This is a genomic window from Pseudomonas sp. IB20 (assembly GCF_009707325.1).
In the GTDB taxonomy this organism is placed as follows: domain Bacteria; phylum Pseudomonadota; class Gammaproteobacteria; order Pseudomonadales; family Pseudomonadaceae; genus Aquipseudomonas.
Genome location: NZ_CP046103.1, coordinates 1,507,428 through 1,525,221 on the forward strand (window position 1 = coordinate 1,507,428; position 17,794 = coordinate 1,525,221).

General features: G+C 60.3%; 20 protein-coding genes, 1 tRNA gene and 1 pseudogene. 9 read left to right on the forward strand and 13 right to left on the reverse strand.

Going from position 1 to position 17,794, the window contains the following annotated elements; translation table 11 throughout:
• Positions 1–19 precede the first annotated feature (19 nt).
• Positions 20–733: a phosphoribosylaminoimidazolesuccinocarboxamide synthase gene (purC, locus tag GJU48_RS06935; RefSeq protein WP_094952673.1), complete on the forward strand. Its 714-nt coding sequence runs from the start codon at positions 20–22 to the stop codon at positions 731–733.
• 83 nt (positions 734–816) lie between these two features.
• Positions 817–906: transfer RNA gene (locus tag GJU48_RS06940), tRNA-Ser, on the forward strand.
• A 111-nt stretch (positions 907–1,017) separates the two neighbouring features.
• Here the strand turns inward: GJU48_RS06940 and GJU48_RS25090 are convergent.
• Positions 1,018–1,131 (reverse strand): annotated as a pseudogene (locus GJU48_RS25090) (integrase); the annotation flags it as partial.
• A gap of 152 nt (positions 1,132–1,283) precedes the next feature.
• On the reverse strand, positions 1,284–2,510 hold the full coding sequence (locus GJU48_RS06945) for an MFS transporter (protein WP_094952676.1): 1,227 nt from the start codon (positions 2,508–2,510) through the stop codon (positions 1,284–1,286).
• Between the two features lie 276 nt (positions 2,511–2,786).
• Here GJU48_RS06945 and GJU48_RS06950 point away from each other — a divergent pair, with 276 nt between their 5' ends.
• Together GJU48_RS06950 and GJU48_RS06955 are read left to right on the forward strand one after the other, a co-directional pair.
• Positions 2,787–3,041 (forward strand): hypothetical protein, encoded by a 255-nt coding sequence (locus GJU48_RS06950; protein WP_094952677.1) that lies wholly within the window; start codon positions 2,787–2,789, stop codon positions 3,039–3,041.
• 167 nt (positions 3,042–3,208) lie between these two features.
• Entirely contained in the window at positions 3,209–3,376 is a 168-nt protein-coding gene (locus GJU48_RS06955; protein ID WP_256671210.1) for a hypothetical protein, read from the forward strand.
• A 191-nt stretch (positions 3,377–3,567) separates the two neighbouring features.
• Here the strand turns inward: GJU48_RS06955 and GJU48_RS06960 are convergent, their stop codons facing one another.
• From GJU48_RS06960 to GJU48_RS06970, 3 genes are read right to left on the reverse strand one after another with little or no spacing between them, the layout of a single operon-like run.
• Positions 3,568–4,461, reverse strand: coding sequence for an SMP-30/gluconolactonase/LRE family protein (locus tag GJU48_RS06960; RefSeq protein WP_256589295.1), 894 nt, complete (start codon positions 4,459–4,461; stop codon positions 3,568–3,570).
• Positions 4,462–4,512: 51 nt separating this feature from the next.
• Positions 4,513–4,851, reverse strand: coding sequence for a type II toxin-antitoxin system RelE/ParE family toxin (locus GJU48_RS06965; RefSeq protein WP_094952679.1), 339 nt, complete (start codon positions 4,849–4,851; stop codon positions 4,513–4,515).
• Positions 4,848–5,129, reverse strand: a complete 282-nt coding sequence (locus GJU48_RS06970) for a ribbon-helix-helix domain-containing protein (RefSeq protein ID WP_218193678.1) — start codon at positions 5,127–5,129, stop codon at positions 4,848–4,850. The genes GJU48_RS06965 and GJU48_RS06970 overlap by 4 nt, the downstream gene beginning before the upstream one ends.
• 344 nt (positions 5,130–5,473) lie before the next feature.
• Between GJU48_RS06970 and GJU48_RS06975 the strand changes: the two genes are divergently transcribed.
• Positions 5,474–6,376, forward strand: coding sequence for a LysR family transcriptional regulator (locus tag GJU48_RS06975; protein WP_094952685.1), 903 nt, complete (start codon positions 5,474–5,476; stop codon positions 6,374–6,376).
• Here the strand turns inward: GJU48_RS06975 and GJU48_RS06980 are convergent.
• Together GJU48_RS06980 and tcuC are read right to left on the reverse strand one after the other, a co-directional pair.
• A complete protein-coding gene (locus GJU48_RS06980) occupies positions 6,368–7,126 on the reverse strand; it encodes a substrate-binding domain-containing protein (RefSeq protein WP_094952681.1) in 759 nt (252 codons plus the stop codon). The genes GJU48_RS06975 and GJU48_RS06980 overlap by 9 nt on opposite strands.
• On the reverse strand, positions 7,126–8,430 hold the full coding sequence (gene tcuC / locus GJU48_RS06985) for an MFS transporter (protein WP_094952682.1): 1,305 nt from the start codon (positions 8,428–8,430) through the stop codon (positions 7,126–7,128). The genes GJU48_RS06980 and tcuC overlap by 1 nt, the downstream gene beginning before the upstream one ends.
• A gap of 197 nt (positions 8,431–8,627) precedes the next feature.
• On the opposite strand from tcuC, the gene GJU48_RS24840 reads away from it, so the two are divergent.
• Positions 8,628–8,771, forward strand: coding sequence for a hypothetical protein (locus GJU48_RS24840; protein ID WP_176462985.1), 144 nt, complete (start codon positions 8,628–8,630; stop codon positions 8,769–8,771).
• A gap of 53 nt (positions 8,772–8,824) precedes the next feature.
• Here GJU48_RS24840 and GJU48_RS06990 read toward each other — a convergent pair whose 3' ends face one another.
• Positions 8,825–9,217: a VOC family protein gene (locus GJU48_RS06990; protein WP_094953241.1), complete on the reverse strand. Its 393-nt coding sequence runs from the start codon at positions 9,215–9,217 to the stop codon at positions 8,825–8,827.
• 43 nt (positions 9,218–9,260) lie between these two features.
• Entirely contained in the window at positions 9,261–9,440 is a 180-nt protein-coding gene (locus GJU48_RS06995) for a hypothetical protein (RefSeq protein WP_094953239.1), read from the reverse strand.
• Between the two features lie 130 nt (positions 9,441–9,570).
• Between GJU48_RS06995 and GJU48_RS07000 the strand changes: the two genes are divergently transcribed.
• From GJU48_RS07000 to GJU48_RS07010, 3 genes are all read left to right on the forward strand, one after another.
• Entirely contained in the window at positions 9,571–10,506 is a 936-nt protein-coding gene (locus tag GJU48_RS07000; protein ID WP_094953238.1) for a LysR substrate-binding domain-containing protein, read from the forward strand.
• A 26-nt stretch (positions 10,507–10,532) separates the two neighbouring features.
• Positions 10,533–11,720 (forward strand): low temperature requirement protein A, encoded by a 1,188-nt coding sequence (locus tag GJU48_RS07005; RefSeq protein ID WP_094953237.1) that lies wholly within the window; start codon positions 10,533–10,535, stop codon positions 11,718–11,720.
• A 70-nt stretch (positions 11,721–11,790) separates the two neighbouring features.
• Positions 11,791–12,153 carry a 5-carboxymethyl-2-hydroxymuconate Delta-isomerase gene (locus GJU48_RS07010; RefSeq protein ID WP_094953235.1) on the forward strand — a complete coding sequence of 121 codons (363 nt, stop codon included), beginning with the start codon at positions 11,791–11,793 and terminating at the stop codon, positions 12,151–12,153.
• 3 nt (positions 12,154–12,156) lie between these two features.
• On the opposite strand, the gene GJU48_RS07015 is transcribed toward GJU48_RS07010, so the two are convergent.
• From GJU48_RS07015 to GJU48_RS07030, 4 genes are all read right to left on the reverse strand, one after another.
• Positions 12,157–13,092, reverse strand: a complete 936-nt coding sequence (locus GJU48_RS07015) for a LysR family transcriptional regulator (protein ID WP_094953234.1) — start codon at positions 13,090–13,092, stop codon at positions 12,157–12,159.
• Between the two features lie 140 nt (positions 13,093–13,232).
• Complete coding sequence (locus GJU48_RS07020; protein WP_094953233.1) at positions 13,233–14,420, reverse strand: cyanate transporter; 1,188 nt, start codon at positions 14,418–14,420, stop codon at positions 13,233–13,235.
• Between the two features lie 206 nt (positions 14,421–14,626).
• Entirely contained in the window at positions 14,627–16,069 is a 1,443-nt protein-coding gene (locus GJU48_RS07025; RefSeq protein ID WP_094953231.1) for an aldehyde dehydrogenase family protein, read from the reverse strand.
• The gene (locus GJU48_RS07030; RefSeq protein ID WP_094953229.1) at positions 16,066–17,691 is read right to left on the reverse strand and encodes a 5-guanidino-2-oxopentanoate decarboxylase; all 1,626 of its coding nucleotides are present in this window, start codon (positions 17,689–17,691) and stop codon (positions 16,066–16,068) included. The genes GJU48_RS07025 and GJU48_RS07030 overlap by 4 nt, the downstream gene beginning before the upstream one ends.
• Positions 17,692–17,794 lie beyond the last annotated feature (103 nt).

Sequence of the window (17,794 nt, forward strand, 5' to 3'; positions counted from 1 at the left end):
ACTCAAAGCGGAGCCCATCATGGAAAAACGTGAAGAACTCTACCGCGGCAAAGCCAAGTCGGTGTACAAGACCGACGACGCCAACCGCCTGATCCTGCTGTTTCGCAACGACACCTCGGCGTTCGACGGCAAGCGCATCGAACAACTTGATCGCAAAGGCATGGTGAACAACAAGTTCAACGCCTTCATCATGCAGAAACTCGAAGCGGCCGGCATCCCGACCCAATTCGACAAACTGCTGGGCGACAACGAGTGCCTGGTGAAGAAGCTGGACATGATCCCGGTCGAATGCGTCGTGCGTAACTACGCCGCCGGCAGCCTGGTCAAGCGCTTGGGCGTGGAAGAAGGCCTCAAGCTCAACCCCTACACCTTCGAACTGTTCCTGAAGGACGACGCCAAGGGCGACCCGTTCATCAACGAATCCCACGTCGTGGCGTTCGGCTGGGGCACCACTGAGCAACTGGCGCGCATGAAGGAGTTGTCCCTTAAGGTCAACGACGTGCTGACCAAGCTGTTCGACGACGCCGGCCTGCTGCTGGTCGACTTCAAACTGGAATTCGGCGTATTCCACGACGGCTCCATCGTCCTGGGCGACGAATTCAGCCCGGACGGCTGCCGCCTGTGGGACAAAGACACCAAGAAGAAGATGGACAAAGACCGCTTCCGCCAGGGCCTCGGTGACGTCATCGAAGCCTACGAAGAAGTCGCCAATCGTCTCGGCGTACCGCTTTAATCGACGCAAGCATCTGATAGCACGGAAAAAAATCGCTTTTGGGGTTTGCTTCCGCGAAACACACTGTTATGATGCGCGCCGTTGGAGAGATGCCAGAGTGGCCGAATGGGACGGATTCGAAATCCGTTGTACCTTCACCGGTACCTAGGGTTCGAATCCCTATCTCTCCGCCATTATTGAATAAGACTAAGCCCCTGTAATCGTTAAAGATTACAGGGGATTTTTCGTTTCGGTCATATTGTTTAGGGCATTTCTAGGGCAGAAACCTCGCCCTGTATACCGCTCTAGTCCGCTCTAACCCCCAGCATTTTTGACACGATACCCGCCATGCTCTTGGTGTCCTTCGGTATCCACCTCCCGTAGTGCTTTCTCACCATCGCGGTATCAACGTGACCCATTCCCTGGTCACTAGCGGCGGTGATGATTACGAAACCGTCTCCCTCATGGGGTTCTGGCGCATGCGAAGGGGTTCGATTCCCTATCTCTCCGCCATTACATAGAAAAAGCCCCGTAGCTGAATAAGCTACGGGGCTTTTTTGCTTTGGTCTGCTTAGCCAGGCTGCGCCACCAAGCTATTACTCACATTCCTTCCCAACACCAGCACCGTCATAAACCCACATCCCACCAATGCCGTCGCCAAACTCAACAATACCGTGCTACCCATCTGATCGACAATCTGCCCGCCAAAGAACGAGCCCAACGCAATAATCACCTGGAACAACGCGACAAACAGCGGCATGCCACGTTCGACATCCTTGGGCGCTACCACAAACATCCAGATACTCGCGCAGGCCGGGAAGGCGCCGAAGGCGAAGCCCCAGAGGCCGATCAGCATTGCGGCGCCGGTCATGCCGGTGGCGAAGTAGGGGAACAGGGCGGTGCTGGTGCCGATCACCAGCGCGACCAGTAGCAAGGTGTAACGTACGCTGCGGTTGGCGGCGAAACCGGCAAAAATGTTACCCGCTACGCCTGCCACGCCGAAGAGCAGCAGCAGCGAGCCAATGGTGGGGCCGTCGAAGCCGGAGCTGTTTTTGAAGAAAGGCGCGACGTAGGTGTACGCGGCAAAGTGCGCCAGGCCGATCAGCAATACCGCGATCAAGCCGACCCGGGCGCTTGGGTTGATAAATAAAGCCGGCAAGTCACTGATGTGAATGGCCTTTTCCGGTTTGAGTCGCGGCAGCAGGAAGACCTGCGCCAGCAACACTGGCACGCCCACCAGCGCGGTGACGAGGAAGGTCATGCGCCAGCCCATCAGGCCGCTGAGCCAGGTGCCCACGGGCACGCCGAGGACGGTGGCCAGGGTCACGCCCATCATGATGATCGACGTGGCCTTCGCTACGCCCACGCCCTTGGGCGCCAGGCGGCCGCTGAGGGCGATGGCGGTCGCCCAGAAGCCGCCGATGCTGATGCCCAGCAATACGCGGCCGAACAGCAGCAGGCTGAAGTCGCTGGCGTAGGCCACCACCGAGTTGGCGATGATCATGGTCAGCGTCAGGCCGATCAGCAGGTAGCGACGGTCCATGGCGCCAATGCTGACAGACAGCAACGGGGCGGCGAGGGCGGCCATGATGCCGGGCACGGTCACCATCAGGCCGGCGTGGCCGGCGCTGATACCGAGGTCGCTGGCGACATCGTTGAGTACGCCCACCGGCAGAAACTCACTGGTGACCAAGGCGAAGGCGCCCACGGCGACCGAGAGAATCGCCAGCCACTGCTGTTTGACGCTCTGTTGATTATGTTCGGGAGGGCCGCTAGGGACCGTGCTGGCGCTTGGCATGATTTTGGGTTCCAGAGGTGACGGTCGCCTGAAGCCAGGCGAGGGAAAGGGAAATTGGAGGCGATTATAAGAACCTGTTCTGGCAATGACACAGGCGACCGTTTCGATAATAACCATCAGTGCAATCGATTCGACGCCCTACATGACGGTTGCGTCTTTCGTACATATTTCCCCTACGTTGCTTACAGCTAGTGCGTTGCACGTTTTTCGCTAACTCACTATCTTGGTTTCAGCGATTTCCAAGTAGGAAATCCCACACTGCAAAGGACATGCATCATGAGTAAAAACACCAAACAAACCTCCAGCTCGATGGCGACGTTGGCAGCCGAAACCCTTAATAATCCAAATGCCTCTGCCATTGCCAAAAGCCTTGCCGCTTCAGCATTGGCGCAGAGCAGCACTGATAAGCAGACCAGTGCAGAGATGGAGGAGAAAGCGGGGAAGGCGCTTCAAAGCGATAAGTACAGCCAGGAAACGAAATCCCTTGCGGCTTCGGTCCTCTCCCAAGCCAATAAAGAGCGGGGAAACTGAGTTACAGCCCCGCCCGTAAATAGAAACGCCCCGTAGCAAAACACGCTGCGGGTTTTTTCGTTTCTGGGTGTTCGATTTGCCAAGGCCGGCCTGAATAAATTATTCGCACCTCACCGAGTAACTTTCCCTGCTGCGGTGTTCACCCCACAGACCATTAGGGAGCGGCCATGAACACCTCCTCCGACCGCTACGACCGCCTGACCCGCACGTTCCACTGGCTCACCGCCGCCGTGGTGGTCTTCCTGCGCAGATTGTTTTGGGCTTCCTGTTACGCTGGGCTCAAGGTGAACCCTTCCACTTTTTCGGACTGTTTCCTGTACCCGCGCCCTTTGTGATTGATCACGCGTGGCGGGGCACCCTGGGTGGTCTGCATAACAATGTGGCCTGGGCGATCATCCTGCTGGCGGTCTTGATGGTAACCCCGATGTTCGCGGCGGCATGCCCGAAGGGCACGCATCCGGTTGGGGGCACTGGGTCCCATCACAAAGGCGGAACCTGCCAATAGTCGGTCTTTTGCGGGGCTGCGTCAGTGCTTCACGTCGTCGCTGGCAACTGCCAGCGACTTGCCCACCAGTTTAAGGACTCGGTCACGGCCGCCTTCTGCCAGTAAATAAGTACCGTCTCCTGTTCGCACAATCGACTGCGGCGCCTTCAAGAACGACAAGATCGTCTGTTGCCGCCCCTGTTTATCAATCAGCAGCAACCGTGCCCGATGCGTCGAGTCTTCATTGACCCACAAACCGCGTTCATCACACATCAAGAACGTCGGTTTGTTCAAGTCCGCCAGCACCACCGGATCGCTGCCGTCATCGGTCAGCTCACGCACCACGCCTTTTTTCTTTTCGGTGTAGAGCATTCGGCCATCGGTACAACGGGTGATGGACTCGCCTTCGTTCAGTTGATCGCGCAGCACGGTCAGCGACTGGTCGCTCCAGCGATAGCGCAATAGCCGCCCATTGTCCTTGCGGTCTTCGATGGCGTAGAGGTCGTCGCCTTCGACCCACAGGCCTTGCACGTTTTCGCCGCGAAACAGTTCAGTGACCACACCATCCTTGAGAAAGCTCACCGGCGCATCGCCGGTTTCCTGGCTGAACACCCAGCCGCCGTGGGTCGCAAGCATGCCATCAGGTTTGGACAGGTTGCCCACCACGACTTCGCGTTGCCCATCCGGATAAATTCGCACGATGCTGCCTTTTGCATCGTTGAGTTCCTGGCTGATCATCAGCGAACCGTCGGGTAAAGGCATCAGCGAGGCGGCTTTCGGTACATCGCTGTAAACGGTGTGAACGCTCCAGCCGTTTGCCGCGCTGACGGGGTAAAAGCTTTGCCAGGCGAAGAAGCCGAGGGTCGCGATACCCATCAACCCGAACAGATACAACCCGAACCACAACGCTCGCTGCAGAGAGCCAGCGCCATTCATTATTGTCTTCTTGGTCATTGATCACTCTGTCGGCCAGTGTTGGCGATGTGTTCAACCGTCTCCCGGTGGGATGGGCTGTCCGTCATTCTGTAAAAGTGCTGCGTAGTTTCGCTCACTGTAATACAGCCCCAAAATCGACACCGTTTTAGTATCGGCGGCCACCATAAACGCGATCGTGGTGGTATGCCGATATTGAGTGATGCGCAACGTGGGTAGCAGGTCGTCACGGCGAATGCCGCGCAGTGGGAACACGCAAAGGCTTTCGCAGTAACTGATGATGTTGTCGATAAAGCGTGCCGCTACACGTGGGGATCCGGTATCGCTGATGCAGTGTTCAAGGGCGTCCAATTGCGCCAATGCTTCGGGCGAAAAGGCAACCGAATGACTCACGGTTTCTCAGTACCTTTTCGTTGGTGTTTGGCCGCCATGTGCTCGCGAACCTGCCCGTCGGACAGTGCTCGGCTAGGGTCAGCCTGGAGGGCGGCGGCCGCCGGAATAACCTCGTCGCGCAGCCAGTGGTCCATCGCACGATCACGCGCCAGCAGGGCACGCAGGCCGTCACGGAGGACTTCACTTTCACTGGCGTATTCACCAGAGGCGACTTTGGCTTTGACCAGAGCGGCCATCTCGATGGGCAAGGTAATGCTCATTTGCTGGGTTGAGCGCATGCCTAAGTCCGCCGATGAAGAGTAGGATTCAATCCTGCTTGACCATTGGCGCGTTGCAAGAAGCAACTGATCAATGCCGAGCGCCGGGGCCTCGTCATCCGCCCAAAAAGGCTGTGGGTTCTGGCAGGATTCCATGAGTATTTCTCGCTCCAATTGAGTAGGTCAGGCCGCAAGTATTGACGCTTTTTAGCGGCTGTGTGGCTCAACCACATAAATAACTCACTGATATGTATGACTTCATATTTGTAGCAGGGTTATTAGCGTCGCACCGACGCAGGCACGCATGGCGCCTCATCACCGCCCATACGATAATGCCCGCCAAATCGACCACACTGGCCCATTCCGTGATCATCAACTTCGACCTCAACGACCTCCAAGCCTTCCGCGCCGTGGTAGACAAGGGCAGTTTTCGCGGCGCCGCCGAGGCCATCCGTATCTCGCAGCCGGCGCTGAGCCGGCGTATCGAAAAGCTCGAGTCCGCACTCGACGTAAAGCTGTTCGAACGCACCACGCGGCGCGTCAGCCTGACCATGGTCGGGCGAGCGTTCCTGCCGCAGGTCGAGCGCATACTCGACGACCTCGACATCGCCTTGATGGGCATCAGTAACGTCGCGTCCACGCGCATGGGCAACGTCACCATCGCCTGCGTGCCGTCCACTGCTTACTACTTCATGCCCCACGTGATCTCCGAATTCCACAAGCTGTACCCGAAGATTCGCCTGCGGGTGCTGGACGCCAGCGCGGGTGAGGTGTGCAACGCGGTGGAAAGTGGCGAGGCGGATTTCGGCGTGAGTTTCAGCGGCAGCCTGGCAGATGAGGTGGAGTTCGAGCTGCTGTTGCAGGAGCGCTATGTGCTGGCCTGTCGTCGTGATCATCCGTTGGCTGCGCGTGACAGCGTGAGCTGGGCCGAGGCCTATGAACACGACTACATCACCGTGGACAAAACCTCGGGCAACCGCTTTCTGCTGGACCAGGCCTTGCGTGGCGTACGGGTGAAAAAGCCCAGCATCTGCGAGACCCACCATGTGACCACGATGATCGGGCTGGTGGAGGCTGGGCTGGGTGTGGCGATGGTGCCGTCGATTGCGATGCCGGCGGGCGCGCACCCGATTCTGGTGAGTGTGCCGCTGGTAGAACCGCAGGTGATGCGCAATGTGGGCTTGATCAAGCGCCGCGGGCGTACATTGCCGCCGGCGGCGCTGGAGTTGGAGCGGTTGGTACGGGAAATGCCGTTTCGGTCAGCGTGACACCGAGTCCAAACCGGTGGATTGCACCACCGGTTGCGCCTCGGGCGAAGCCAAGTATTGCAGCAATGCCTTGGCTTGGTCCGGGTGTTCGGCGTTAACCGGAATGCCCGCCGCAAAGCGCGTCACCGATTGCACGTCTTCCGGGATCTTGCCGACGTAAGTCACACCGGGCACCGGCAACAATTCCGCCACCTGTTGCAAGCCCACCTCGTAATCCCCCTTGGCAACCTGTTCGGCCACCGGGATGCGTTCGATCATCGTACCCTTGGCCGGCATGCCGAGCTTCTTGAACAGCTCCTTCTCGACATACACGCCGCTGGCGCTGTCCGAATACGCCACGGACTTGGCCTGGGTCAACACCGCCTTCAACTCGGCATCGGTGCCGATCGAAGGTTTAGCGGCGCCTTGCTTGACCACCAGGCCGATGCGCGAATCCGCCAGTTCCACGCGGGACGCTGGGTCGACCTTGCCCTGTTTGATCAAGTCGTCCAGGGCGTAGCCAACCATAATCACCACGTCGGCGTGTTCGCCACGGGCCAGGCGGTTGGGAATCGCTTCCGGCGCCTTGCCCATCGACGGGCCGAGGATGGTGTCTAGGGTGTCGCCGCTGTGCTGGGCGTATTGCGGGCCCAGCAGTTTATAGGCAGCAGTGAAACCACCCGAGGTCATCACCTTGAGCTCTTCGGCCTGAGCCGTCAGCGCCAGGGCGCCGAGGGCCAGCGCCGTCAGGGTTTTGAACAATACCTTCATTACGCAGCCCCCTGCATCACCTGCCCACGGGTATTGGCGCGGCGATACAACGCGAGGGTCGAGCACAGCGCACACAGCGCGGCAAACATCATCCAGTAGGCCGGCGAAGCCTTGTCTTCGGTGATGTGAATGAACCAGGTGGAGATCGCCGGAGTGAACCCGCCGAAGATCGCCGTCGCCAGGCTATAGGCCAGAGAGAAACCGGCCACGCGCACTTCTACCGGCATGATCTCGGTCAGCGCCGGGATCATCGCGCCGTTGTACATGCCGTACAGGAACGAGAACCACAACAGGGTTTCGAGCATATGGCTGAAGCTCGGCGCATTCACTACGAACGACAGCGCCGGGTAGGCGGTGATCACGGTCAGGGCGGTCATCGCCACCAGCACCGGCTTGCGGCCAAAACGGTCGCTGAGGGTGCCGCCAATCGGCAGCCAGACAAAGTTCGACACGGCCACCAGCAACGTCACCAGCAGGGCGTCGGAGGTGCTCAGTTGCAATACGGTCTTGCCGAAAGTCGGCGCGTACACAGTGATCAGGTAGAACGCGGTGGTGGTCATGGCCACCATCAACATGCCGCCGATCACCATGGTCCAGTTCTTCACCAGGGTCGCCAGCACTTCGCGCATGGTCGGGCGATGCTTGCGGTTGGCGAACTCTTCGGTTTCCTGCAGGTTACGCCGCAGCACAAAGATGAACGGGATGATCACGCAACCGATGGCAAACGGAATACGCCAGCCCCAATCGGCAACCACGGCCGGTTCCATCCACACGTTCAGGCCGTAGCCCAAGGCGGCGGCAACCACGATGGAGATCTGTTGGCTGCCCGACTGCCAGCTGGTGTAGAAGCCTTTGCGGCCTGGAGTGGCCATTTCGGACAGGTAAACCGACACACCGCCCAGTTCCGCACCGGCAGAAAAGCCTTGCAGCAAGCGGCCCAGCAGCACCAGCAGCGGCGCCCACAGGCCAATGGTTTGATAACCCGGCACCAGCACAATCAGCAGCGTGCCGCTGGCCATGATCGACAGGGTCACGATCAACCCTTTGCGGCGACCCACGTCATCGATATAGGCACCCAAAATGATCGCGCCCAGTGGTCGCATCAGGAAGCCTGCGCCAAACACGGCGAAGGTCATCATTAATGACGCAAACTCATTAGCGGCGGGGAAGAACGCAGCGGCGATGTAGGTGGCGTAGAAACCGAACAGAAAGAAGTCGAACTGTTCGAGGAAGTTGCCCGAGGTAACGCGGAACACCGCACCAATTTTCGAGCGGGCAGAGTCGGGCCGGGAAGGGCTAGTCATGGTTTTGTGTCTCCAGCGTTCTTTTTGAAGTGCTTGTTTCGCTTAAGACCGCGGATAGTGGCTGACACATTTAGAAATGATAAGTGAGTAATTTGGATGTATTGATGCGCTCAGGCTATCAATCGCCCACTCCGTCAAAAATGCCGAGGCTGTTCTATGCTGAGGGTGTGACCAATTCTTACGGATGGGAGGTGGCAATGGCTAACGAACACAAGCGCCAAGATGAGCGGGAGCGCGAGCAACCCCGGCAGCGTGAAGAGGAAAAACCGCAGACCTGGAAGCATCCCGACGACGGCACGGAGCTTTCCGAGCGCGACCAGGAGCGTCCGCTCAAGCCCTGACAATCAAGTGGAACACGGTCTAATAACCCGCACATCCCACATTGAATCTATGTTCAGCCCACGATCGGCGTACACAACTCCACCAGCGTGCCATCCGGGCAGCGCACATAAGACACCACTTGCCCCCAAGGCTTGGTGCTCGGTGCCGCCAGCTCTTTCGCGCCCAGTACAAGCGCCTTGGCGTGGGCGACGAACACATCCTCAGTGACGAACCCCACCTCCATACCCAGTGGCTGCCTGGATGCGTGCGCTTCTACGTGGCCGCCGTCGAAATTCAACTCGCCCAGTTCATGCGCAGCAAATGAAAGGGTGGTGTCGCCGGTTTCCAGCTCACCATAAGTGCCCGATTCATGCAGGAAACGGCGATTGAAACCGAAGGCCTTTTCGAAGAATGCCAGTGAGGCAGCTACGTCCGGCACATAGATGATGGTGTAGGCGAATTTCATGATTAAGCGGTCCTTGCTGAAAAAGTAAGCGGATTAAAACGGGTTATGAAAGCAGCACTGAAATAGGAAAGCCCCACGCCAAAACCAGATAGGCCACTGCCGCCGCCAGGCACAAGCCGATAAATACCCGCATCAGAGTCCTGACAGTGGGGTTGGCGATGAACTGGATAACCCAGAGACAGACCCCGGCCACCACGATGGCCAAGGCGAGAATGACCAGCACGATAGTGTTCCTGTAGCCCAGCAAAGCTGATTTATAGTCTCAAAGGCCCGCGTTGAACAGTGTGCACATAGACGCAGGGCCCCGGGTGTTTCTACACTGCCACTTGTTTAGGGCAGTGGGGCGAGCGCCGATGAATCGCAATGAATTACGCAAGGCCGATATCAACCTCATGGTCGTTTTTGAGACGTTGATGCTCGAACGCAATGTGACCCGGGTGGCGGAGAAGCTGTTTCTCGGCCAGCCGACCATCAGTTCGGCGCTCAATCGCCTGCGCACGCTGTTCAATGACCCGCTGTTCATTCGCGTCGGCCATCGTATGGAGCCGACGGCGCGGGCCGAGGAGATCATCAAACACCTGTCGCCCGCCCTTGACTCATTGTCGTCGGCCCTGAGCCTGACCCACGATTTCGACCCGTCCATCAGCACCATGACTTTTCGCATCGGTTTGTCCGATGACGTCGAGTTTGGCCTGCTGCCGCCCTTGCTGCGCGCGTTGCGCCAGGAAGCGCCGCTGGTGGTGTTCGTGGTGCAGCATGTGGACTACTGGCGCATCCCCGACCTGCTGGCGTCCGGCGATATCACCGTCGGCATCACCCAGGCCCGCGGCCTGCCCGCGAATGCCAAACGTAAACTGTTACGGCATATCCGCCCCTGCCTGTTGCGCGCCGACGCCTCGGACAAACCGCTGACCCTCGACGAATATTGCGCACGGCCCCATGTGCTGGTGTCCCACACCGCCAACGTGTCCGGGTTTGCCGATGAATGGCTGGCCGAGATCGGCCGCAAGCGCCATGTGGTGCTGTCGGTGCCGCAATACAGCGCGCTGCCGGCCTTGCTTGCCGGCACCGACATGATCGCCAGCCTGCCGGACTACACGGCCCAGGCCATGGCCGCCGGCGGGAACCTGTTCTGCGAGCCGTTTCCGTTCGAAACCCCAACCCTGGACCTCTCCATGGTCTGGCTCAGCCATGTCGATACCGACCCGGCGGAACGCTGGATGCGCTCGCGGCTGGAGGCATTCATGAGCGAGCGCGACAGGCTGCCGGTGCTGGCGCCAAAATCTTGAGATAAACCCTTCAGGGAGAACCACCGATGAGCCCATCGCGTTCCTTGCTGCGTGGTCGCGGCAGTCATGACAGTGGCAAGGTTGGCATGGTCGAGCTGTTTTTCGACCTGGTGTTCGTGTTTGCCGTGACCCAATTGTCCCATTCGCTACTGGCCCACCTGACCCTCGGCGGCGCGGTGCAGGTGGCGCTGATGATGGTTGCGGTGTGGTGGGTGTGGATCTTCACCTCATGGATCACCAACTGGCTCGACCCGGAAAAAATCCCGATCCGCATCGGTCTTTTCGGCTTGATGGTGGCCGGCCTGCTGCTGTCCTCGTCGATCCCCAAGGCCTTTACCGACCGAGGCGTGCTGTTTGCCGGCGCCTACGTGTTCATGCAAGTAGGACGCACGCTGTTTGCGTTGTGGGCAGTGCGCGGTGAGTCGCTGAACATGACCCGCAATTTCCAGCGGATCCTGGCGTGGATGGTCTTTTCCGGCGTGTTCTGGATCACCGGCAGCCTGCTCGACGGTGAGCAGCGCCTGGCGTTCTGGGCGCTGGCACTGTTGATCGAGCTGATTTCCCCGTCGGTGTATTTCTGGGTGCCGGGCCTGGGGCGTTCGACGCTGACGGACTGGAACGTGGAAGGCAACCACATGGCCGAACGCTGCGGCCTGTTTGTGATCATCGCCCTCGGCGAATCCTTGCTGGTGACCGGCGCCACCTTCGCCGAATTGCCCTGGAGCCTGGAAGGCCTGGGCGCATTCCTGGTGGCGGTGGTGGGCAGCATCGCCTTGTGGTGGATCTATTTCGACAGTGGCGCCGAGCGCGCCCACCACCGGATTGCCAGTTCCGCCGACCCGGGCCGCCAGGCGCGGATTGCCTACACCTACCTGCACGTGTTGATCGTCGCCGGGATCATTGTCAGCGCGGTGGCCGACGAACTGGTGCTGGTGCACCCGGGGCATGCCAGCCAGGCCGGTGTGGTGGCGATCATCGCTGGGCCGTGGTTGTTTCTGTTGGGCAGTGCATTGTTCAAGTGGGTGATGAGTGACCGGCCATTGCCACCGTTCTCGCACCTGGGCGGGCTGCTGATGTTGCTGGTGCTGTTGCCGCTGGGGTTGCAGCAACTGTTTTCGGCGTTGCTGCTGGGTGCGCTGACCACGGCGGTGTTGGTGATCGTGGCGTTCTGGGAAAACCGTGCGCTGCGCAGCCTGACCGAAGTTTCACAGTGAAAGCGCTCTGATTCAGTTCAACTGCATGCTATACGTGTGACTCTTTTCCTATAACTATTCGGAGCTTTTCATGCCGCACCTGCACCTGGAATACACCGCCAATCTCACCGGCCTGGCCGTCGAGAAAACCCTCTTGCGGCTCAACAATGTGCTGATGGCGTCCGGGCAGTTCGGTTCCGAGTTTGATATCAAAAGCCGCGCCGTGAAGGTCGAGACCTTCCAGGTCGGCACCTCCCTCAGCCCGCGCGGCTTTATTGCGGTGAAGCTGTCGCTGCTCAGCGGGCGTTCACCACAGGTCAAGACGCAGCTGTCGGAAAGCCTGTTGGCGGCATTGCAGGACCAGTGCGAGTGGCCGGCGGATATACAGGTTCAACTCAGCGTGCTGCTGGTGGACATGGATCGCGATTCCTACAGCAAGGTCGCCATCGGCTGAGGGTTACAACAACCCTTGCTCCGCACACACCTTCACCACCTGCTCACGAAACCAGGTATTGGCGCTGTCCTGGCCACTGGTTTCGTTCCACTGCATGTCCAGGGTAAACCCCGGTAAACCGTTGGGCGCCTCGCAATGGCCGAACACCGTGGCCGGCGCCAGCAGCTTTTGCACGCGGCGGGGCAGGGTGACAACAAAGTCGGTGCCGGTGATCATCTTCAAGGCCGCGCTGTAACTGTTCGCGCGGGCGATCACTTGGCGCTTGCGGGCCTGGCGCGCCAGCCAGCCGTCGATCATGTTGGTGTCGGATGTCCAGGGCGTTGGGAACACGTGGCGGCGCTCGACAAACGATTGCAGGCTGAACGCCGGTTCGCGCGGGGCCGAGCGTTTATCGAACACGCAGACCAAATCATCTTCCAGCAGCATCTGGGTCTTGAAGTCTTTATGGGCGCGGTGAAAGTGCGGGCCGAAGCAAATCACCAGGTCGAGGCGGCCTTCGCGCAGGTCGTCGGCGGGGATGTCGGTTTCCAGCTTCTGCACATTGACGATCACCGGCAGGTCGGCGCGGTCGAAGTGCTTCAACAGGCGCGGCAGGATCAACTGTTCGAAGTATTCCGGGGCGCACACATTGAAGGTCACGGCCGTCGAAGTGGGGTCAAAGGCTTGGCCACCGGCGTGGCACAGGTTGATGCTTTCGAGGATCTTCTGCACATGCCCGTACATGGTGGTGGCCTTGTACGTTGGCCGCATGCCCGCCCGCGTATTGATAAACAACTCATCCTCGAAACTGGTGCGCAGTTTCTTCAAGCTGTAGCTCACGGTGGACTGGCTGACGAACAGCGTTTCAGACACCTCGGTAACGCTGCTCTGGTCGTAGACGGCGATAAACACCATCAAGTCCTGCATATCGAGCTTTCTGAGCAAATTACTGTTTAGCATCCGTTCCGTCCGATAAGCCTTGGCACTGAGGCAGCGCCGCACGACAAGGGCAAAAGCTTAACGGAACGGTCGTGCCAATAGAAAGCGCCATAGGGCGTTTCTATGTTTGGTGTGGGACAAAAAATGTTGGCAACACGACGTCAGCGGATATGTCGTGCGTAATGCTTAGGATTGAACTGCGTGACGATCAGCAACATAACCACCACCACCGCCGTCAGCGACCACCAGGCCCATTCGAAGCTGCCCAATTGGTCGCGTATCATCCCGGCAATCAATGGCGACAGCCCGGCAATCAGGTAGCCGACGCCCTGCACAAACGCGGTCAGGCCACCGGCGCGGCGCGGGTTGTCCAGGTGGTCGAGGGACAGGATCAGGCTCATCGGAAATAGGCCGCCGATGCCCAGGCCCAACAGGCAAGGCCATAACAGGCTCAAGTGTTGGGGCATAAGAATGAGGCCGCAGAAACCCAGGATGATCAGCACCAGCAGCCCCGCGACGACCCCGCGTTTATCTTTTCGGCGGTTGGCGATGGCCGGGGTGACCAGGCCGGACACCACTTCCATGGCGGTCAAGAACCCCAACAACAACCCTGCGTTCTGTTCGCTTAAGCCTTGCTCCACGTAATACGGCGCCAGCCACGCCAGCACACAGGTGTAGGACGCGGTGCCGAGGCCGAAAAAGATCGCCAGCAACCACGCGCGACGGTTACCAAAAAATGATTCCTGCGCGCCGGAACCGGCTTGTGGCAGCGGCGGCATCGCCGCGCGCTGGGCGTACCAGAACACCAGCGCCAATAACGCCAGCGCCGCCCAGATCGCCAGGCCGATGCGCCAGCTGCCGGTCTGCACCTGCACAAATGGCGCGAACGACGCCGCGAGTGCCGCGCCACCCATGATCGCGGTGACATACAGGCCCATGAACAGCGACACGTTATCGCCAAAGCGTGTCTTGATCAGCGCTGGCATCAGCGCCTGGATCATGGCGATGCCGACGCCGGCAGCAATGGCACTGACGATCAACTCCAGCGCCGAATCCAGAAACAGCCGCGACAGTGTGGCCAGGCCAATCACCAGCAACGACAGCACAATGCTGCGGTGCTCACCAAAGCGTTTGCCCAGGCCCATGCCAAAAAACATCGCCAGCCCCATCGCCATGACCGGCAGCATGGTCAGCAAGGCGGCGCCGCTGAAGCTCAGCGGTACCTCGCCGCGAATCGAAGACAATAGCGGGCCAATGGCAGCCATCGACGGGCGTAGGTTAAGGGCGACCAGTACAACGCTGATCATCAGCCAGATGGCGGTGGTGGGTTTTGCGTGAACGTTTTCCATGGGCGAGCCTTGAATAGACAGGGGCGAATCAGGCCACGCATGGGAGAGAGGGGCAAATGAGAAAGTCGCAGGCGCTATCTAAAAATTGCAGCTGACTGACACACCGCCGATCAAAAAGTGTGGGAGCTGGCTTGTCGTTAGTTAGACCGGCAAATTGCAGCTGACTGACACACCGCCGATCAAAAAGTGTGGGAGCTGGCTTGTCGTTAGTTAGACCGGATCACATGCTTGATCTCCTGAAACGCCGCCAACCCCCACGGCCCCAATTCGCGGCCGATGCTGCTCTGCTTGTAGCCGCCCCACGCCGTTTGCGGGAAGATCACCTGCGGTGCGTTGATCCACACCAGCCCGGCCTGCAAGGCATTGGCCACGCGCTCGGCGGTTTCGGTAGTGACGCTCACCACACTGGCCACCAAGCCGAAATCGCTGTCGTTGGCCAAGGCAATCGCCTCGTCCTCAGTGGCAAAACGTCGTACACACAGCACTGGGCCGAAGATTTCTTCGTTCCACAACGCACTGCCCAGCGGCACATCGGTAAACACCGTCGGGCGAATGAAATAGCCTTTCGCCAAGCCCGCCGGCCGATCACCGCCACACACCAATCGCGCGCCCTGCGCTATGCCGCGCTGAATATGCCCGAGCACCCGCTGGTACTGCGCACGGTTGGTCAGCGCGCCCATTTCCACGTCCTCGGCAAACGGGTCTGCCACACGAATCCCTTCAGCCCGTGCCTGCAAACGTCGCAGGAATTCATCCGCCAAGCTGTCAGCCACCAGCACACGGCTGGTAGCCGAACACATCTGCCCAGCGTTGAAAAAACCACCGCCACAGGCCAGTTCCACTGCCAGGTCGAGGTCGGCATCCGCCAGTACCAGCAGCGAGGATCTACCGCCCAATTCAAGGCTCACACCCTTGATGGTTTCCGCCGCGCGCTGCATCACTTGCACGCCGACGGCGTTACTGCCGGTGAAGGAAATCTTCGCCACGCGGCGGTCCGCTGCCAGCGGTGCGCCAACTGCCAAGCCGGTGCCGCAGACCACGTTGAACACCCCGGCCGGCAAACCCGCCGCAGCAATAATCCGCGCCAGTTGCAGCTCCGCCAGCGGCGTGACTTCCGACGGTTTGAGCACGACACAGCAGCCGGCCGCCAGGGCTGGGGCGAGTTTCCAGGCGGTGGTCACCATTGGGAAGTTCCACGGCACAATCAGCCCGACCACGCCGCACGGTTCACGGCGCAGGCGCGCGCTGAAATCGTCGGTGGGCAGCGCCACCGCGCAGTCTTGCCCGGCGTCCATGTTTTCGCAGATACCCGCGTAGTAGTCGAAAGTGGCGATCACGTCGTCCACATCGATACCGGCTTCAAACAGCGGCTTGCCGTTGTTGCTCGACTGCAATTGCATCAGCTGTTCGCGCTGCTCGCTTACGCCCTGGGCGATCTTGCGCAGCAGCGCGCCGCGCTCACGGCCGGTGCTTTTCGACCAGCCGATGAAGGCCGCACTGGCCACATCCACGGCTTGGGCCACGGCGCTGGCATCACCCACGCTGACGTGGGCCAAGGTGGTTTCAGTCGCCGGGTTTATCACCTCAAGCACGTCATGGCCCGCACGCCATTCACCGCCGATAAACACACCGTTCACGACTGCGCTCATACCGCCACCTCCTGCATCCAACGGCCTTGGTCGATTTCAATCAGCGTCGGCCCCTGGCGATCAGCGGCGGCGCGTAATGCCGTGCGCAGGTGCGCGATGCCCTGGATGCTTTCGGCCGTGCAGCCCAAGGCTTGGGCCACGCCGATAAAGTCCGGGGTGTAGATGTCCACGCCAACCGGTTCGATGGCGCGGTTGAGCATGTATTTCTTGATCTCTTCGTAGCCCTGGTTATTCCACAGCAGCACGATGACCGGCACGCGCGCTTCCACCGCGCTGGCCAGTTCCGGCAAGGTGAATTGCAGGCCGCCGTCGCCGATCAGGCACACCACCGGTTGCCCGTCGCCGCGTCCCAGCCAGGCGCCGATGGCGGCGGGCAGGGCGTAACCCAGGGTGCCGTAGCCGGTGGATGAGTTGAACCAACGGCGCGGGTGGTTGAGGTTCAGGGTCAGGTTGCCGCTGTACACCGGCTGGGTGGAATCGCCAACCAGCACGGCGCCGGGCAGTTCCTCCAGGACGGTGTGGAGGAACAGGGTTTGCGCGCAGGTGGCGGCGTCCCAGGTCGGCGTCAGTTCGGCCCACAAGCGGGCGACGCGTTGAGCGCCCCAGTTTGGGTCGCGCGCGGGCAAGGCCTGGGTGTTCAGTTCGGCCAGCAGGGCTTCGGCGGCCATGTGCGCATCGGCCACCAATGCGACTTTCGGCGGGTAGTTGCGCACGGTTTGGTCGGGGTCGATGTCGATGCGCAGCAGCGCACCGGGTATCTTGAAACCGCCGGCGAAGGTCACGTCGTAGTCGGTTTCCGCCAATTCGGTGCCGATGGCCAGCACCACATCGGCCTCAGCGACCAGCGCGCGGGTGGCGACCAAGGTCTGGGTCGAACCGATCAGCAGCGGGTGCGCCGAGGGCAGCATGCCCTTTGCGTTGATGGTCAGGGCCACCGGTGCGCCGAGGGTTTCGGCCAGGCGGGTCAGTTCCTGGGCGGCATCGATGGCGCCGCCACCGGCCAGAATCAGCGGGCGTGTTGCCGCTGCGAGCAATTGGCTCATCTGCTTCACCGCCGACGGCGCGGCACCGGCACGCGCCACGCTGACCGGCTCGCTGCCGAGCAGTGCGTCGGCATTTTCCACCAGCACATCCAGCGGAATTTCGATGTGCACCGGGCGCGGTCGCCCGGCCTGGAACAGCGCAAAGGCGCGCGCCAACACGCCAGGCAACTCTGCCGCCGACATCAAGGTATGCGAGAACGCCGCCACGCCTGCGATCATCGCGCCCTGGTTCGGCAGCTCATGCAACTTGCCGCGACCGCCGCCCAGTTGGCTGCGCGATTGCACGCTGGAAATCACCAGCATTGGGATCGAGTCGGCATAGGCCTGGCCCATGGCGGTGGTGATGTTGGTCATGCCCGGGCCGGTGATGATGAAACACACCCCAGGCTTACCGCTGGTGCGCGCATACCCGTCGGCCATGAAGCCGGCGCCCTGTTCGTGGCGCGGGGTGACGTGACGGATGCTCGAGCGCGCCAGGCCGCGGTACAACTCCACGGTGTGCACGCCGGGGATGCCGAACACCTGGTCCACGCCGTAGCTTTCCAGGAGGTTGACCAATACTTCGCCGCAGGTCGCCATACATGTCGCTCTTGTTATGGATTCGAGGCGCTATTGGAGCGGCTGGCCGGTAGCGGCAACAATCGATAAAAAGTCATACTAGCCATGTCCTCACGTCATGGCT

Excerpts from the sequence above, each read along its gene's own strand:
- GJU48_RS07000 (WP_094953238.1), top strand. The coding sequence starts at position 9,571 with ATGAATCGCAATGAATTACGCAAGGCCGATATCAACCTCATGGTCGTT.
- GJU48_RS07010 (WP_094953235.1), top strand. The coding sequence starts at position 11,791 with ATGCCGCACCTGCACCTGGAATACACCGCCAATCTCACCGGCCTGGCC.
- tcuC (WP_094952682.1), bottom strand. The coding sequence starts at position 8,430 with ATGACTAGCCCTTCCCGGCCCGACTCTGCCCGCTCGAAAATTGGTGCG.
- purC (WP_094952673.1), top strand. The coding sequence starts at position 20 with ATGGAAAAACGTGAAGAACTCTACCGCGGCAAAGCCAAGTCGGTGTAC.
- GJU48_RS07025 (WP_094953231.1), bottom strand. The coding sequence starts at position 16,069 with ATGAGCGCAGTCGTGAACGGTGTGTTTATCGGCGGTGAATGGCGTGCG.
- GJU48_RS06960 (WP_256589295.1), bottom strand. The coding sequence starts at position 4,461 with ATGAATGGCGCTGGCTCTCTGCAGCGAGCGTTGTGGTTCGGGTTGTAT.
- GJU48_RS06990 (WP_094953241.1), bottom strand. The coding sequence starts at position 9,217 with ATGAAATTCGCCTACACCATCATCTATGTGCCGGACGTAGCTGCCTCA.
- GJU48_RS06970 (WP_218193678.1), bottom strand. The coding sequence starts at position 5,129 with ATGCGCTCAACCCAGCAAATGAGCATTACCTTGCCCATCGAGATGGCC.
- GJU48_RS24840 (WP_176462985.1), top strand. The coding sequence starts at position 8,628 with ATGGCTAACGAACACAAGCGCCAAGATGAGCGGGAGCGCGAGCAACCC.
- GJU48_RS07005 (WP_094953237.1), top strand. The coding sequence starts at position 10,533 with ATGAGCCCATCGCGTTCCTTGCTGCGTGGTCGCGGCAGTCATGACAGT.
- GJU48_RS06945 (WP_094952676.1), bottom strand. The coding sequence starts at position 2,510 with ATGCCAAGCGCCAGCACGGTCCCTAGCGGCCCTCCCGAACATAATCAA.
- GJU48_RS07015 (WP_094953234.1), bottom strand. The coding sequence starts at position 13,092 with ATGCTAAACAGTAATTTGCTCAGAAAGCTCGATATGCAGGACTTGATG.
- GJU48_RS07030 (WP_094953229.1), bottom strand. The coding sequence starts at position 17,691 with ATGGCGACCTGCGGCGAAGTATTGGTCAACCTCCTGGAAAGCTACGGC.
- GJU48_RS06955 (WP_256671210.1), top strand. The coding sequence starts at position 3,209 with ATGAACACCTCCTCCGACCGCTACGACCGCCTGACCCGCACGTTCCAC.
- GJU48_RS06980 (WP_094952681.1), bottom strand. The coding sequence starts at position 7,126 with ATGAAGGTATTGTTCAAAACCCTGACGGCGCTGGCCCTCGGCGCCCTG.
- GJU48_RS06950 (WP_094952677.1), top strand. The coding sequence starts at position 2,787 with ATGAGTAAAAACACCAAACAAACCTCCAGCTCGATGGCGACGTTGGCA.
- GJU48_RS07020 (WP_094953233.1), bottom strand. The coding sequence starts at position 14,420 with ATGGAAAACGTTCACGCAAAACCCACCACCGCCATCTGGCTGATGATC.